Source organism: Streptomyces sp. A18 (assembly GCF_059026065.1).
The window spans coordinates 1-12,753 of sequence record NZ_JBWLKL010000036.1 but is presented as its reverse complement, the minus strand read 5'-3'; the positions used below and the strand labels follow the sequence as shown (position 1 = coordinate 12,753).

At 69.1% G+C, this 12,753-nt stretch carries 14 protein-coding genes; 4 read left to right on the top strand and 10 right to left on the bottom strand.

Annotated features, from left to right (window positions below; genetic code table 11):
* Positions 1–39: 39 nt before the first annotated feature.
* Positions 40–522 (top strand): nucleoside deaminase, encoded by a 483-nt coding sequence (locus tag AC5P1C_RS35030; RefSeq protein ID WP_493870020.1) that lies wholly within the window; start codon positions 40–42, stop codon positions 520–522.
* 19 nt (positions 523–541) lie between these two features.
* Here the strand turns inward: AC5P1C_RS35030 and AC5P1C_RS35025 are convergent, their stop codons facing one another.
* From AC5P1C_RS35025 to AC5P1C_RS35015, 3 genes are read right to left on the bottom strand one after another with little or no spacing between them, the layout of a single operon-like run.
* The gene (locus tag AC5P1C_RS35025) at positions 542–1,207 is read right to left on the bottom strand and encodes a TetR/AcrR family transcriptional regulator (protein ID WP_493870019.1); all 666 of its coding nucleotides are present in this window, start codon (positions 1,205–1,207) and stop codon (positions 542–544) included.
* Positions 1,170–1,427, bottom strand: coding sequence for a hypothetical protein (locus tag AC5P1C_RS35020; protein WP_493870018.1), 258 nt, complete (start codon positions 1,425–1,427; stop codon positions 1,170–1,172). Before AC5P1C_RS35020 ends, AC5P1C_RS35025 begins: the two co-directional genes overlap by 38 nt.
* A 43-nt stretch (positions 1,428–1,470) precedes the next feature.
* Complete coding sequence (locus AC5P1C_RS35015; RefSeq protein ID WP_493870017.1) at positions 1,471–2,190, bottom strand: DUF3159 domain-containing protein; 720 nt, start codon at positions 2,188–2,190, stop codon at positions 1,471–1,473.
* A gap of 219 nt (positions 2,191–2,409) precedes the next feature.
* Between AC5P1C_RS35015 and AC5P1C_RS35010 the strand changes: the two genes are divergently transcribed.
* Together AC5P1C_RS35010 and AC5P1C_RS35005 are read left to right on the top strand one after the other, a co-directional pair.
* Positions 2,410–4,302, top strand: a complete 1,893-nt coding sequence (locus tag AC5P1C_RS35010; protein WP_493870016.1) for a S9 family peptidase — start codon at positions 2,410–2,412, stop codon at positions 4,300–4,302.
* Positions 4,303–4,394: 92 nt separating this feature from the next.
* The gene (locus AC5P1C_RS35005; RefSeq protein WP_493870015.1) at positions 4,395–5,048 is read left to right on the top strand and encodes a GOLPH3/VPS74 family protein; all 654 of its coding nucleotides are present in this window, start codon (positions 4,395–4,397) and stop codon (positions 5,046–5,048) included.
* Positions 5,049–5,149: 101 nt separating this feature from the next.
* Here the strand turns inward: AC5P1C_RS35005 and AC5P1C_RS35000 are convergent, their stop codons facing one another.
* Positions 5,150–5,473: an ArsR/SmtB family transcription factor gene (locus AC5P1C_RS35000; protein WP_493870014.1), complete on the bottom strand. Its 324-nt coding sequence runs from the start codon at positions 5,471–5,473 to the stop codon at positions 5,150–5,152.
* Positions 5,474–5,603: 130 nt separating this feature from the next.
* Here AC5P1C_RS35000 and AC5P1C_RS34995 point away from each other — a divergent pair, with 130 nt between their 5' ends.
* Entirely contained in the window at positions 5,604–6,665 is a 1,062-nt protein-coding gene (locus tag AC5P1C_RS34995) for a quinone oxidoreductase family protein (protein ID WP_493870075.1), read from the top strand.
* A gap of 90 nt (positions 6,666–6,755) precedes the next feature.
* On the opposite strand, the gene AC5P1C_RS34990 is transcribed toward AC5P1C_RS34995, so the two are convergent.
* From AC5P1C_RS34990 to AC5P1C_RS34965, 6 genes are all read right to left on the bottom strand, one after another.
* Positions 6,756–7,280 (bottom strand): SRPBCC domain-containing protein, encoded by a 525-nt coding sequence (locus AC5P1C_RS34990; protein ID WP_493870013.1) that lies wholly within the window; start codon positions 7,278–7,280, stop codon positions 6,756–6,758.
* 46 nt (positions 7,281–7,326) lie between these two features.
* The gene (gene ccsB / locus AC5P1C_RS34985; protein ID WP_493870012.1) at positions 7,327–8,436 is read right to left on the bottom strand and encodes a c-type cytochrome biogenesis protein CcsB; all 1,110 of its coding nucleotides are present in this window, start codon (positions 8,434–8,436) and stop codon (positions 7,327–7,329) included.
* Positions 8,433–10,271 carry a cytochrome c biogenesis protein ResB gene (gene resB, locus AC5P1C_RS34980; protein WP_493870011.1) on the bottom strand — a complete coding sequence of 613 codons (1,839 nt, stop codon included), beginning with the start codon at positions 10,269–10,271 and terminating at the stop codon, positions 8,433–8,435. The genes ccsB and resB overlap by 4 nt, the downstream gene beginning before the upstream one ends.
* Before the next feature lie 3 nt (positions 10,272–10,274).
* Complete coding sequence (locus AC5P1C_RS34975; RefSeq protein ID WP_493870010.1) at positions 10,275–11,039, bottom strand: cytochrome c biogenesis CcdA family protein; 765 nt, start codon at positions 11,037–11,039, stop codon at positions 10,275–10,277.
* Between the two features lie 10 nt (positions 11,040–11,049).
* A complete protein-coding gene (locus tag AC5P1C_RS34970) occupies positions 11,050–11,679 on the bottom strand; it encodes a TlpA family protein disulfide reductase (protein ID WP_493870009.1) in 630 nt (209 codons plus the stop codon).
* A 66-nt stretch (positions 11,680–11,745) separates the two neighbouring features.
* Positions 11,746–12,753, bottom strand: a 1,008-nt coding sequence (locus AC5P1C_RS34965) for a polysaccharide deacetylase family protein (RefSeq protein ID WP_493870008.1), incomplete at its 5' end; no start/stop codon positions are given.

The following is a 12,753-nucleotide window of genomic DNA, read 5'->3' as shown; positions in this document are numbered from 1 at the left end:
CGATGACGTGACGATGACGTGTGGAAGGAAGGTGCGCCCATGGATCAGGAACTGGATCAGGAACTGGATCAGGAACAGGCCCGCGCGTGGCTCGCGACCGCCGTCGAGGAGGCCCGGCAGGGGCTCGCGGAGGGCGGCGTACCGATCGGCGCCGCCCTCTACGGCGCGGACGGCGTGCTGCTGGGGCGCGGGCACAACCGGCGGGTGCAGGACGGCGATCCGTCCCTGCACGCGGAGACGTCGGCGTTCCGGGACGCGGGGCGGCAGCGCACGTATCGCGGGACGACGATGGTCACGACGCTCTCGCCCTGCTGGTACTGCAGCGGACTGGTACGGCAGTTCGGGATCTCGCGGGTGATCGTGGGCGAGGCGCGGACGTTCCACGGCGGGCACGACTGGCTCGCGGAGCACGGCGTGGAGATCGTGATCCTCGACGACCCCTCGTGCGCGGCGATGATGGAGGACTTCATCGCGGCGCGCCCGGAGCTGTGGCACGAGGACATCGGCGTCGACGAGGGCTAGGCGACCGCACCGGCGAGGACTAGGCGACCGTGTCGCCGATCGCGCCGCCGATCGCGCCGCCTGTGGCGTCGCGCACCGCTCCCGCCACGCGACGGATCACGTCACCCTCCAGATCCTCGGGAACGACACCGCGCAGCGCGGCGGCGCCGAGCTCCTCGTTCACGACCCGGAAGGCGCCGGAGGCCGCCGCCCCGTACAGCCGCATGGCGAGGTCCTCGGCCGGGCGGCCCAGACGCTTCGCGATGACCACGGTCATCTCCCGCTCCACGTCATCACAGGCCATGAGCCAGGCCGTCCGGATCGCCGGCTCATGGTCCGCGAGCCGGATCATCCTGACCGCGAGCAAGGTGTCGGCGTGCTCCCTGGCACCGGCGGCATCCTCGTACCTGACGACCTCCGCGGCGAAATGCTCCTCCAGAGAGAGGTGGCGCGGCCAGCTCCGCAACGCGCTCAACTCCCACTCCACGCCCTGCGTCACGATGGGTTCCGCGCAGCTCTCCTTGCTGCGGAAGTGCCGCCAGATCGTACGCGTGGACAGACCCACCGCCTCGGCGATCTGGTCACCGCTGGTGGCATCCACGCCCTGCTCCCAGAACAGACGCGAGGCCTCGCGGGAGACCTCAAGACGCAGCCGACGGCGCCGCTCGTCACTCATTCCGTTTCCGCCGCGCTCGGCCGCCGCCATGCCGGTCACCTCCGCTCGCGACGCTCGCGGGTGCGTGCTCCGTGAGCTGCGCACCGACGGCCTCGAGTGCGTGCGGAGCGCGCTGGCGCATGAGCGACTCCCGGGTGCCACGGGCCAGCTTCCAGAAGCCGTCGGCCTCGTGCGCCTCGCTCGAAGTCCGGTTCCCGGCAAAGCGGTTGACCACCTCATCGGCCAGGCCGGCGGCGCGGCACAGGTCCATCGGGGTTTCCGCCTCCTCGTCGTCACTGCGGCATTCTCGGAGGTCAGGCGCGCTTGGCGGGCAGCAGACCGATCGCCGCAAGCCGCTTGTTCGAGCGCCGGGCGGCCCAGGCGACCACCAGGAGGGCCAGGGCGAGCAGCGGGAAGCCCATGGCGACCTTGGCGAAGCCAAGCGAACCGACCTGGTCGGTCACGTAGAAGTACTGCTGGACTGCGAACCGGGCGCCGAACACGGCCGCCAGCGTCAGAGTGGCGACGTCGTAGTAGAGCCGCGAGCGCTTGTCCGCGCGCCAGATGGTGCCCTTGCCGGTGGCCACGTTCCAGATCACGCCCGCCAGCGGCCACCGCACCAGGACGGAGAGTACGAAGAGGATGGCGCCGGCCAGGCTCGCCCAGATGCCGATGAGGAAGTAGTCCTTGGCGGATCCGGTGAGCCAGACGATGCCCGCGGCGACCGCGACGCCGAACACGCCGCCGATCGCGGGCTGCACCGACTCCTTGCGCACCAGCCGTTGCACGCCGATGCCGATCGCGACCGCGAGGGCGGCGATGACCGCCACCCGCAGTCCGCCCGCGCTGTTGGCGACGACGAACGCCACCACGGGCAGCGCCGAGTAGACGATCCCCTTGGTGCCTCCGGCCTGGTCGAGGACCGAGGACTGCTGCCGGGGCGCCGTCTGCTCCGCCTGCTCCGTCTGCTCCGCCTGCTCCGTCTGCTCCGCCTGCTTGTCGGACTCTGTCCCAAGGAAGCTCTTGGCCTTCATGGTGGTCAGTTCTCCCGAGTTCGTCTGGGGGCAAGGTTCGATTCTCAATGTCACTGAGCGCTATCGTGTCATTAAGTGACACACATGGCTACCCTTCCTGATGTGACGTGGGTCACTCGACGATTCGCAACTCCTTCTACTCCGGACCTACTTGAAGCCTGTGTCATTAAGTGACACTGTCATTTAGTGACACCTGGAGCTGACCACGGAAGGATCGACATGGCACTGCGGGAGACCATCTCCGTCGAGGATTTCTTCGGGCCGCCCACTCGCGCGAAGGCGAGCCTCTCGCCTGACGGCAAGCAACTGGCGTACCTGGCCCTCTGGAAGAACCGCATGAACGTCTGGATCGAGAGCGTCGACGCACCGGGCGACGCGCGGTGCGTGACCACCGAGGACCGCGGAGTGGTGAGCTACCACTGGACCCGTGACCCGCGCTGGCTGCTCTACTCGCGGGACCAGGGCGGCGACGAGAACCTGCACATCTACCGCGTCGACCTGGAGGACCCGGCCACCCCCGCGGTTGACCTCACCCCCTACCCCGGGGTGCGGACCGTGGGCCTGGACCTGCCCGCGGGGCGGCCCGGCAAGGTGATCACCCAGCTGAACCTGCGCGACCGGGCCCAGTTCGACCTCGTAGAACTGGACATCGCCACCGGCGACCTCACGACCCTCGCCCAGAGTTCCGACGGCAGGGTCGAAGGGTGGCTGTACGGCGAGCGCGAACTGTTCGCGGTGGCGACGACGGCCGAGGGCGACGTCGAGCTGTCCCGCTGGGACGCGGCGACGGGAGAACCGACCCCCGTGGCGCGGTTCGAGGGCGGTGACGCGCCTCTGGGCATCTACCCGATGGAGGTCACCCCGGACGGCTCCGGGGTGTGGCTCGGCTCGAACAGCGGGAGCGACCGTCTCCGCCTGACCCGGCTCGACCTGGCCACCGGCAAGGAGGAAGAGGTCGACTCCCACCCGCGGTACGACCTGGACACCCGCGCCCGGGTCTTTCCCGCGCTGCCCTCCCCCCTGATCCGCAGCAGGCTCACGGGTGAGCTGCTCGGCGTCCGCTACCTCGGGGAGCGGCAGGTGATCCACGCCTTTGACCCGCACTTCGCCGCCGTACTGGAGAACCTGGAGAAGCTCTCCGACGGTGATCTCGCCGGGCTCTCCTCCGACGAGAGCGGCCAGCGGTGGGTGGCCGGCTTCACCCACGACCGCGACCCCGGGGTCACCTACCTCTACGACCACACCACCGGTGAGAGCCGCCTGCTCCACCGGGCGAAGCCGCACCTCCACCCCGACTCCCTCGCACCGATGCGACCGGTGTCGATCACCTCCCGCGACGGCCTGACGTTGCCCTCGTATCTGACGCTGCCGATCGGCGCCGAGCCGTCCCGGCTGCCACTTGTACTGTTCGTCCACGGCGGCCCCTGGAGCCGGGACAGTTGGGGGTACCACCCCGCCGCGCAGCTCTTCGCCAACCGAGGCTGCGCCGTGCTGCAGATCAACTTCCGTGGCTCCACCGGCTACGGCAAGGCTTTCACCAGGGCAGGCATCGGCGAGTTCGCGGGCAAGATGCACGACGACCTCATCGACGGCGTGCGGTGGGCGGTCGAGCAGGGGTACGCGGACCCGGAGCGCGTGGCCATCATGGGCGGCTCGTACGGCGGTTACGCGTCGCTGGTCGGAGTCACCTTCACGCCGGACGTCTTCGCCGCCGCCATCGACGTCGTCGGCATCTCGGACCTGGCCAACTTCATGCGCAGCCAGCCCGACTTCGTCAAGCCGATGCTCGCCTACAACTGGTTCACGTACGTCGGCGACCCGGCCGACCCGGAGCAGGAGGCCGACATGCTGGCCCGCTCCCCGATCAGCCGCGTCGACCGGATCCGCACACCCCTGATGGTGGTGCATGGCGCCAACGACGCCCGCGTCGTGCTCGCCGAGTCCGACCAGCTCGTCGAAGCCCTCCGCGCGCGAGACGTCCCCGTCGAGTACATCGTCATGGAGGACGAGGGCCACGCCATCGAGAACCCGGAGAACGTGATCGCCCTCTACGCCGCGGCGGAACGTTTCCTGGCCGAACACCTGGGCTTCGAGAGCCAATCGGCAACCTGAAACCGGAAATCAGAAACCGGAACCGGAACCGGACCGGACCGGACCGGAAACCAGAAACGCCAGAAACCCGCACGCTTCTCGTGGGAGATGCCATGCCCCAGACCCTGCCGCAAAGCCTCTACCTGCTCTGCTACACCGTGGACCAGGGCAAGTTCCAGATCGACAACCTGCAAGGACGCGGCCAGTTGCTGCGTGCCGGCGCCCTGACCGAGCTGGCCCGCGACGGGCTGCTCGACGCCACGGGAGGCAAGGTGATCCGCAAGCCCGGGAAGACGCCGGACGACGCCTTCGTCGTCACGGTGTGGAGCGATCTGCCCGAGAACAAGCCCAAGGGCTGGCTCCAGTTCGTGCACAACAAGGCCCACACCGCGGAGACACCCGTCCGCGACCAGCTCGCCGCTGCCGGTGAAGTCACCCTCTCCCGAGGCAAGTTGATGGGGCTCATCCCGGCCGACCGCGTCACCGTCGCCCACCCGGAGGAGGTGCGCGCCCTGCAGAAGCGGGTGCGCGACACCGTGCTCGGCGGAGCCGACCCGGCGTCGATCCCACTGGAGGACCTGGCCATGGCCGTGTTCGCGGCCGAGCTCGAGGTGACCTGCGTGTGGAGCCGGGGAGACCGCCGCACCCACAAGCAGGCGCTCAAGGCGCTCGCCGCGCGGTTCGACGAGATCGTCCCCGGCCTGCGCAAGGCGCTGCGCGACTCGTTCCTGTCGAGCCGTGCGGTCGGCGGCGGCTGGAGCGCCTGAGCGCGCGGCCGACGCCGGTCCCGGTCCGTTCTGGGTCCGCTCTGGTCGTGCCTGGTCCGCCCTGGTCGTGCCTAGTCCGCCCTGGTCGTGCCTGGTCGGGCCTAGTCGGCCCGCAGGACCAGCGCGAGCAGCCCGGGGAAGCGGGCGTCGAACTCCTCGCGGCGGAGCCGGTTGACCCGCCGAGGGCCCTCGTCCCGCTGCTCGACGAGGCCCGCTCCCCGCAGCACCCCGAAGTGATGACTCAGCGCCGCCTTGCCGACGGGGACGTCGAAGCTGCCGCAGGACCTGGTCCAGTCGGCGGACGACGCCAACTCCCTTACCAGTTCCAGGCGTACGGGATCCGCCAGCGCGGTGAGCGCGGCCAGCACGGGCACCTCGTCCGGGTGGACGTGCACCGGCGCCGCGCGGTGGTGATGGTTCGCCACAGGGACACCTCTTGCCTAGTGTTCGATGAAAACCATACACTCACGAGTGTTCGCTTCCCGTTGAACACTCGAAGGGTGCTCGCCCATGTCCACCACGCCCACGACACCCACCACGGCCACCACGGCCACCATGCGCGCGATCCAGTTCCAGGCGTACGGCGGCCCGGAGGTCCTGAAGGCGGTGGACGCGCGCGTCCCCGAGCCGGGCCCCGGCCAGATCACCGTCGACGTCGCCTACACCGGCGTGAACTTCGCCGACCTGAAGGCCCGCGGCGAGGGTTACCGCGTCCCCTCCCTCCCCTACGTGCCGGGCCTCGAGGTCTCCGGGCACGTACGGGCGCTCGGGGCGGGCGTCGAGGGGTTCGAGGTCGGCCAGGAGGTCGCCGCGCTCACCGCAGGCGGCGCGTACGCGGAGGTCGCGCTCGCCGATGCGACGACGGTGTTCGCCCTGCCGACCGGCGTGGACCTGCGCACGGCCGCGACGCTCCCTACGGTCCTGCCCACCGCGCAGGCGCTGCTCCACGAAGTGGGACGGCTGCGCGCGGGCGAGACGGTCCTCGTGCAGGGCGCTGCGGGTGGAATCGGCACGGTGGTGGGCCAGTTGGCGAAGGCGGGCGGCGCGGGCGCGGTGTACGGCGTCGTGTCGAGCGAGGCCAAGGCCAAGTACGCACTGGAGCACGGCTACGACGAGGTGTTCATCGGGAGCCCCGGGAACTCCGGGAACTCCGGGAACTCCGGGAACTCCGGAGACGGCGGCGACTCCGGAGACGGCGGCTTCGCCGCGGAGGTGCGCGCGGCCACCGGCGGGCGCGGGGTGGACCTCGCCCTCGACCCGGTCGGCGGCGACGCCTTCCGCGGCGGACTGGCCGCGCTCGCCGTCTTCGGGCGCCTCGTCTCCTTCGGCAACGCGAGCTCGGCGGAGCCGTGGCGGGTGGGCCAGCCGGAGCTGTACGGGACGGGGCTCGGCGTCTTCGGCTTCTCGATCCTCTCCCTCGCCACGTCGGCACCCGAGGCCCTGCGCGAGGTCGCCGCACGGGCGTTCGCGAAGGTGGCGGACGGGACCGTGGAGCTGCCGGTGACGGCGGAGTTCCCGCTGGCCGACGCATCGGAGGCGCATCGCTTGATGGGGGCGCGCACGAGCACGGGGAAGCTGCTGCTGCGGGTGCGGCCGGACTCGGTCACGCGGGGCTGACCACCGGGCTAACCATTCGGGCTGATCACCGGGGCTGACCACTCGGGTTCACCATCCGGGCTGATCACCGATGCCGATCACCTGGGCCGATCACTCGCTCTTCGCGTACGCGTCCCGTAGCTCCTGCCACCGGCCCAGGCTCCACGTCGACCAGTCCTTCGGCCGCCCGTCGAGCGCGTCGACCAGGAACTCGAAGTGGTTGTGCCAGCCGGCGAGGCAGTCCAGGCGCAGCTCGTCGTCGCCCGCGAACTCGTTCGTGAAGCGGAGGGTCGTGCCGGACCTGCCGTCGGCCGTCTCCAGGTGGAAACGGCACCGTCCGTGCAGGTCGATCGTGTACTCGGCGACGCGCTCCAGGTCCCACGCGGTGACGTGCCCGACGTGGGTCGCCGCCTCGTCCCCGTTGAGCCAGCGCAGTACGACCGCGCCACCGAGCCTCGGCTCAAACACGTCGGCGGCGGCCAGCCACCCCGGAAGACCCTCCGGGGTGGCCACCGCCGCCCAGACCTTTTCCACAGGGTGGGGAAGGTGGAGCTCGTAATGGAGGTGCTGGATCGGCGCCCCGCTGCCGGTGAGGCTCTCCGTCCTGCTCGTGCCCTGCCCGATCGTCGCGGTCATGGCCCAAGCGTGGCCCGGTACATCCCGTTCCGCACTCCCGAGGGGCTCAGACCCCGGCGTACGAGTGCTTGCCGGTGACGAAGATGTTCACGCCGTAGTAGTTGAACAGCCAGCAGCCGAAGGCGATCAGCGCCAGGTAGGCGGCCTTGCGGCCCTTCCAGCCCGCCGTCGCGCGCGCGTGCAGGTAGCAGGCGTAGGCGACCCAGGTGATGAAGGACCAGACCTCCTTGGGGTCCCAGCCCCAGTAGCGGCCCCACGCGTCGCCCGCCCAGATCGCGCCCGCGATGATCGTGAACGTCCACAGCGGGAAGACCGCGGCGTTCACGCGGTACGAGAACTTGTCGAGCGAGGCCGCGGCCGGGAGGCGCTCCAGGACGGAGGTCGCGAAGCGGCCGGGCTTTCCGCCCGCGGCCAGCTTGTTCTCGTAGGAGTCGCGGAAGAGGTAGAGGATCGTCGCGACGCCGGCCAGATAGAACGTCGCGCCGCAGAAGATCGCGGTGGAGACGTGGATCCACAACCAGTACGAGTGAAGGGCGGGAACCAACTGGTCGCTGGCGGTGTACAAGACAGTGACGGCGAGACCGAGATCGAGGAGGACCGTGGTGACCAGCGGAAGGCCGAGCCAGCCGACGTTCTTCTTCAGCGCCAGGAACAAGAGGTACACACCGACGGCCGTCGTGGAGAACGTCAGATTGAATTCGTACATATTGCCCCACGGCGCCCGCTGCACGGACAGCGCGCGGGTGACCACACCACTGGCCTCGACGAGGAACGCGAGCACGGTGAGGGACACGGCGATACGGCCGTAGAGGTCCCCCTTCTCGCTTCCGGCCGACGCACCGGGACCGTCCGGCACGTCGCGGGTGCCGGTGACGGAGCGGGTGATGACCTTGGGTGCCGTCTTCGGCCGGTCGAGGACAGCGGTGCCGCCCTTGGCCTTGACGGTGACGGCGGGCGCGTTGGCTCCGGCGGCAGCGGTCTGGGGGGTCAGCGCGGCGGCCGTGCGGGCGACCTTGCTGCGGCTGCCGAGGATCCACTCCGCCATGTGCGCGAAGAAGGCAAGGAGATAGACGGCCATCGCGGAGTAGACCAGCACATTGCTGATGTTCGCGAGGTTCTCGTTCGGTTCGGCGGCGAGGGTGGTGGCGAGATTCACTTCTCAGCCCCTTCGGCAGGAACAACTTGGGGGGTGGAGTCGGCATGCACGACATCGGGGGCGTCGGCATGATCGGCACGGTCGGCCGGGTCATCGGATGGGTCTGGATCGGGCGCGCTCGGCGCCTTCTCATGGAGGTGCGCCGCGAGGTCGCCCAGCTCTTCGGGCAGCTTGGCGGACTCACTGCGGCCGAGCCCCGCCATCTCGACGACGGTGACGCCGTCAGCGCCACGGACGGCCCGCACCCACACGCGGCGGCGCTGGATGAACAGCGATCCGGCGAGGCCGACGATGGCGGAGACCGCCCCGATGAGCGCCCACATGCTGCCGGGCTGCTGGGAGATCTGGAAGGTCGCCCACCGCTTGATGTCCTTCTCGAACGTGATCGAGCCGGCGCCGTTCGGCAGCTTCATCGTCTCGCCGGGCCGCATCCGCTGTTTGAGGAGCTCGCCCTTGGCGTCCTTGAACTTGGTCATCTTGCTGGTGTCGAGCTGGTAGACGTTCTGCGGCAGCCCGGAGTCCACCCCGAGGCTCCCGTGGTACGCGGACAGCGCGAGCACGGGATAGTCCAGCGCCGGGAACTGGGAGAACATGTTGCCCTGGCCGGAGCCCGCGAACGTCGGCACGAAGAAGGCGTTGAAGCCGAGCTGCTCCTTCTTCCCGTTCTTGTCCCGGTAGCCGTCGAGCACCTTGATGGCGCCGGTCGCCGTGCCATTGCTGTCGATGGGCAGCAGCGGCACGGATGTTCTGGAGACGACCTTGCCCCTGCCGTCCCGGACGGTGACGGTCGGCGCGTAGCCCTGGCCGATCAGGTAGACCTTCGAGCCGTCGACCTCGAGCGGCTTGTTGACCTCGATCGCCTTCTTCTTCTCCGGTCCATCGACACCCTCGCTGTAGGTGACGTTCGCCCGGTAGGTGCGGGCCGTCCCCTTCTCGGGGCCCTTCCGCTCGAAGGAGGAGTCGAAGCTGTCAAGGCGGAAGCTGAACGGCGCCAGGTCGTCGGTGTTGAAGAGGCTGCCGGACTTGAAGTTGTCGTACTGGGTGAGGGTGTTGGAGAACCCGTCGCCCTGGACGACGAGCTTGCCGCCCTCGGACTTGAACAGGGCGCCCACGGCGAAGGCCACCAGGAGCACGATCAGCGAGATGTGGAAGAAGAGGTTGCCCGCCTCCCGCAGATAGCCCTTCTCCGCGGCGACGGACGCAGCCGCGCCGTCCTTGCCCGCCGTGAGGTCCGCGCGGAAGCGGCGGCCCTTGAGCAGATCGAGCGCGGCTTCGTGGACCTGCTCGGGCTCGGCCTCGGTGCGCCACGTGGTGTACGCGGGCAGCCGGTCGAACCGCTTGGGCGCGCCCGGCGGGCGGCCGCGCAGCTGGCCGACGAACTGCCAGGTGCGGGGCACGATGCAGCCGATGAGGGAGATGAAAAGGAGGATGTAGATCGCCGAGAACCACACGGAGCTGTAGACGTCGAACAGCTGGAGCTTCTCGTAGATCGGCGCGAGCGTGGTGTGCGCCGCCTTGAAGTCCTGGACCTTCAGCTCGTCGATGCTGGTCTGCGGGATGAGCGAACCGGGGATCGCGCCGAGCGAGAGCAGGAGCAGCAGGAGCAGCGCGACGCGCATCGACGTCAGCTGCCGCCACATCCACCGCGTCCAGCCGACGACTTCACGGCCCGTCCAGCTCAGCCACCCGCTGACGCCGGGGGCGCGCCGGCCGCCGAAGGAGCCGGGCATCGCCCGGTCCACGGGGGCCGTGGAGAGCTGGGCGCCGGCGGCACCCAGGTCCTGCTCGCCCTGTCCCGGGCCGGCCTGCTCTTCAGGGGCTTCGGTCTTGCTCATGGATCAAATCCCCACCGTGTAGCCGTTGGACCAGACCTGCATCTCCTGCACGATGCTGTCCCAGACGCCGGTGACAAGCAGCAGCCCGGTCGCGATCATCATGATGCCGCCGATGCGCATCACCCAGACGTAATGCTTCTTCACCCAGCTGAACGCGCCGAGCGCCTTGCGGAAGGCGATCGCCGCGAGGATGAACGGCAACCCGAGCCCCACGCAGTACGCGACGCTCAGTATGGCCCCGCGCCCCGCGCTCCCCTGGTCGAGTGCCAGGGAGTTGACGGAGGTGAGCGTGGGCCCCACGCAGGGCGCCCAGCCCACGGCGAACAGCGCGCCGAGCACCGGAGCACCCGCGAGCCCGGCGGCGGGCTTCTTGTGGAAGCGGAACTCCCGCTGGGACAGCCAGGGCATGAGCCCCATGAAGAAGATGCCGAGCACGATCATCAGGGCGCCGAGCACCTTGGTGATGACGTCCTGGTAGTCCTGCAAGTTCTGCCCGACGTACCCGAAGAGCGCGCCGGTGGAGACGAAGACGGCGGTGAAACCGAGCACGAAGAGCCCGGCCCCGGCGGCCATCCGCCCCCGCTTGGCCTCCGCGAGATCGGTGCCGCCGACCCCGGTGACGTACGACAGATATCCCGGCACGAGCGGCAGTACGCACGGGGAGAAGAAGGAGACGAGACCGCCGAGGACCGCGACGGGCAGCGCCAGGAGGAGCGCTCCGTTCATCACGGTCTGGTTCGCTTCGCCGACGGCGGCGAGAGTGGACATCACAGCAAGATCACTTCTCCGCGATGAGCGGGTCGATCATCTTGCGCAGCTTCTCTTCGTTGAGCGCCTGCTGCGAGCGGGCCGCGATCTTCCCGTCCCGGTCGAGGACGATCGTGGAGGGGATGAACTTCGGGTTCATCGTGCCCTTGGGGAAGCGCAGCATCAGCTTGCCCATCGGATCGTGCAGGCTCGGATAGGAGATCTTCCACTCCCTCTCGAACGCGAGCGCGGGATCCTTCTGCGGGTCACGGGTGTTGATCCCGATGAACTGCACGCCCTTGTCCTTGGTGTCCTTCGAGACCCTCGCGAAGTTCGGCGCCTCGGCCCGGCACGGCGAACACCACGAGCCCCAGACGTTCAGGACGACGACCTTGCCCTTGTAGCCGTCGACGTCGAGGTGCTTGCCGGTGAGGGTCTCCCCCTCCAGCTTCGGGCCGTCCTGGCGCTCGCCCTTGCCGGCGGTGGCGATGCCGTCCGAGCCGGTGACGAAGTTCGTGTTCCCCGAGCCGCCGGACGTGCCGCCCGAGCCGCACGCCGACAGGGTCAGCGCGGCGACCGCGGCCCCAGCGCCCAGAAGGGCGGCGCGGCTGCGGCTACGGCTGCGGTTCGTGCTGTGGGGGGCGCGGCAGGCGGCACTCATGTGAAAAGTTTCGCATGTCTGTTTCGGGGATCTTCCGCGCCCCCCGGGGTTGCGGAAAGTCCCATTTCAGACGGCCTTCCCGAGTCCCTTCCAGCCACCGGTGGGCTCCGCGCCGACCTCAAGGCCCTGCAGGTCGGCGAGCACCTTCGGGTCCTGGACGTCGAGCCAGTCGACGAACTGCCTGAAGGAGACCAGGCGCACGTCCTTTTTGCCCGCGATGTGCTTCAGGGCTTCCTCGACGGCGTCCATGTAGATGCCGCCGTTCCACTCCTCGAAGTGGTTGCCGATGAAGAACGGCGCACGGTTCGTCTCGTAGGCCCGCTTGAAACCGGCGATGTAGGACTCGGTGGCCTGCTTGCGCCAGCCCGGGTAGTTGGCCGGCGGCGCCTTCGTGGAGTTCTGCGACTGGTTGGCCAGGATGTTGTAGTCCATGGACAGGACCTCGAAGGAGTGCCCGGGGAACGGCATCGCCTGCAGCGGCAGATCCCAGACGCCCATCTTCTTCTGGGGCCAGCGCTGACGGCCGCCGGGAGACGAGGCGTCGTAGCGCCAGCCGAGCTTCTTCGCCGTCGGCAGCAGGTTCTCCTGGCCCAGGAGACAGGGCGTACGGCCGCCGACGAGTTCCTTGTCGTAGTCGAAGGGCAGCGACGGCAGATCGGTCCAGCCCGTATTCGTGCGCCATTCCTTGACGAAGGATGTCGCCTGGTCGATTTCGCTCTGCCATTGCGCGGGCGTCCAGTTGGCGACCGTGCCGCTGCCCGCGCAGAAGTGCCCGTTGAAGTGCGTGCCGATCTCATGGCCTTCGAGCCAGGCCTGGCGGACGTACTTCAGTGTCTCCTTGATGTGGCCGTCGGTGAGATAACCGATGTCGGAGGCGCCGACCTTATTGTTCGGCGGCTTGTAGAGCCGCTTCTTCGACTCCGGCAGGAGATAGAGCCCGGACAGGAAGAACGTCATCTTCGCGTCGTGGTCCTCGGCCAGCTTCAGAAAGCGCGGGAAGAGACCGTTGCCGACCTCGCCCGCACCGTCCCAGGAGAAGATCACGAACTGCGGGGGCGTCTCACCCGGCTGCAG

Coding starts and splice junctions, on each gene's coding strand:
- AC5P1C_RS35030 (WP_493870020.1), top strand. CDS start 40: ATGGATCAGGAACTGGATCAGGAACTGGATCAGGAACAGGCCCGCGCG.
- AC5P1C_RS35025 (WP_493870019.1), bottom strand. CDS start 1,207: ATGGCGGCGGCCGAGCGCGGCGGAAACGGAATGAGTGACGAGCGGCGC.
- AC5P1C_RS35020 (WP_493870018.1), bottom strand. CDS start 1,427: ATGGACCTGTGCCGCGCCGCCGGCCTGGCCGATGAGGTGGTCAACCGC.
- AC5P1C_RS35015 (WP_493870017.1), bottom strand. CDS start 2,190: ATGAAGGCCAAGAGCTTCCTTGGGACAGAGTCCGACAAGCAGGCGGAG.
- AC5P1C_RS35010 (WP_493870016.1), top strand. CDS start 2,410: ATGGCACTGCGGGAGACCATCTCCGTCGAGGATTTCTTCGGGCCGCCC.
- AC5P1C_RS35005 (WP_493870015.1), top strand. CDS start 4,395: ATGCCCCAGACCCTGCCGCAAAGCCTCTACCTGCTCTGCTACACCGTG.
- AC5P1C_RS34995 (WP_493870075.1), top strand. CDS start 5,604: ATGCGCGCGATCCAGTTCCAGGCGTACGGCGGCCCGGAGGTCCTGAAG.
- AC5P1C_RS34990 (WP_493870013.1), bottom strand. CDS start 7,280: ATGACCGCGACGATCGGGCAGGGCACGAGCAGGACGGAGAGCCTCACC.
- resB (WP_493870011.1), bottom strand. CDS start 10,271: ATGAGCAAGACCGAAGCCCCTGAAGAGCAGGCCGGCCCGGGACAGGGC.
- AC5P1C_RS34975 (WP_493870010.1), bottom strand. CDS start 11,039: ATGTCCACTCTCGCCGCCGTCGGCGAAGCGAACCAGACCGTGATGAAC.
- AC5P1C_RS34970 (WP_493870009.1), bottom strand. CDS start 11,679: ATGAGTGCCGCCTGCCGCGCCCCCCACAGCACGAACCGCAGCCGTAGC.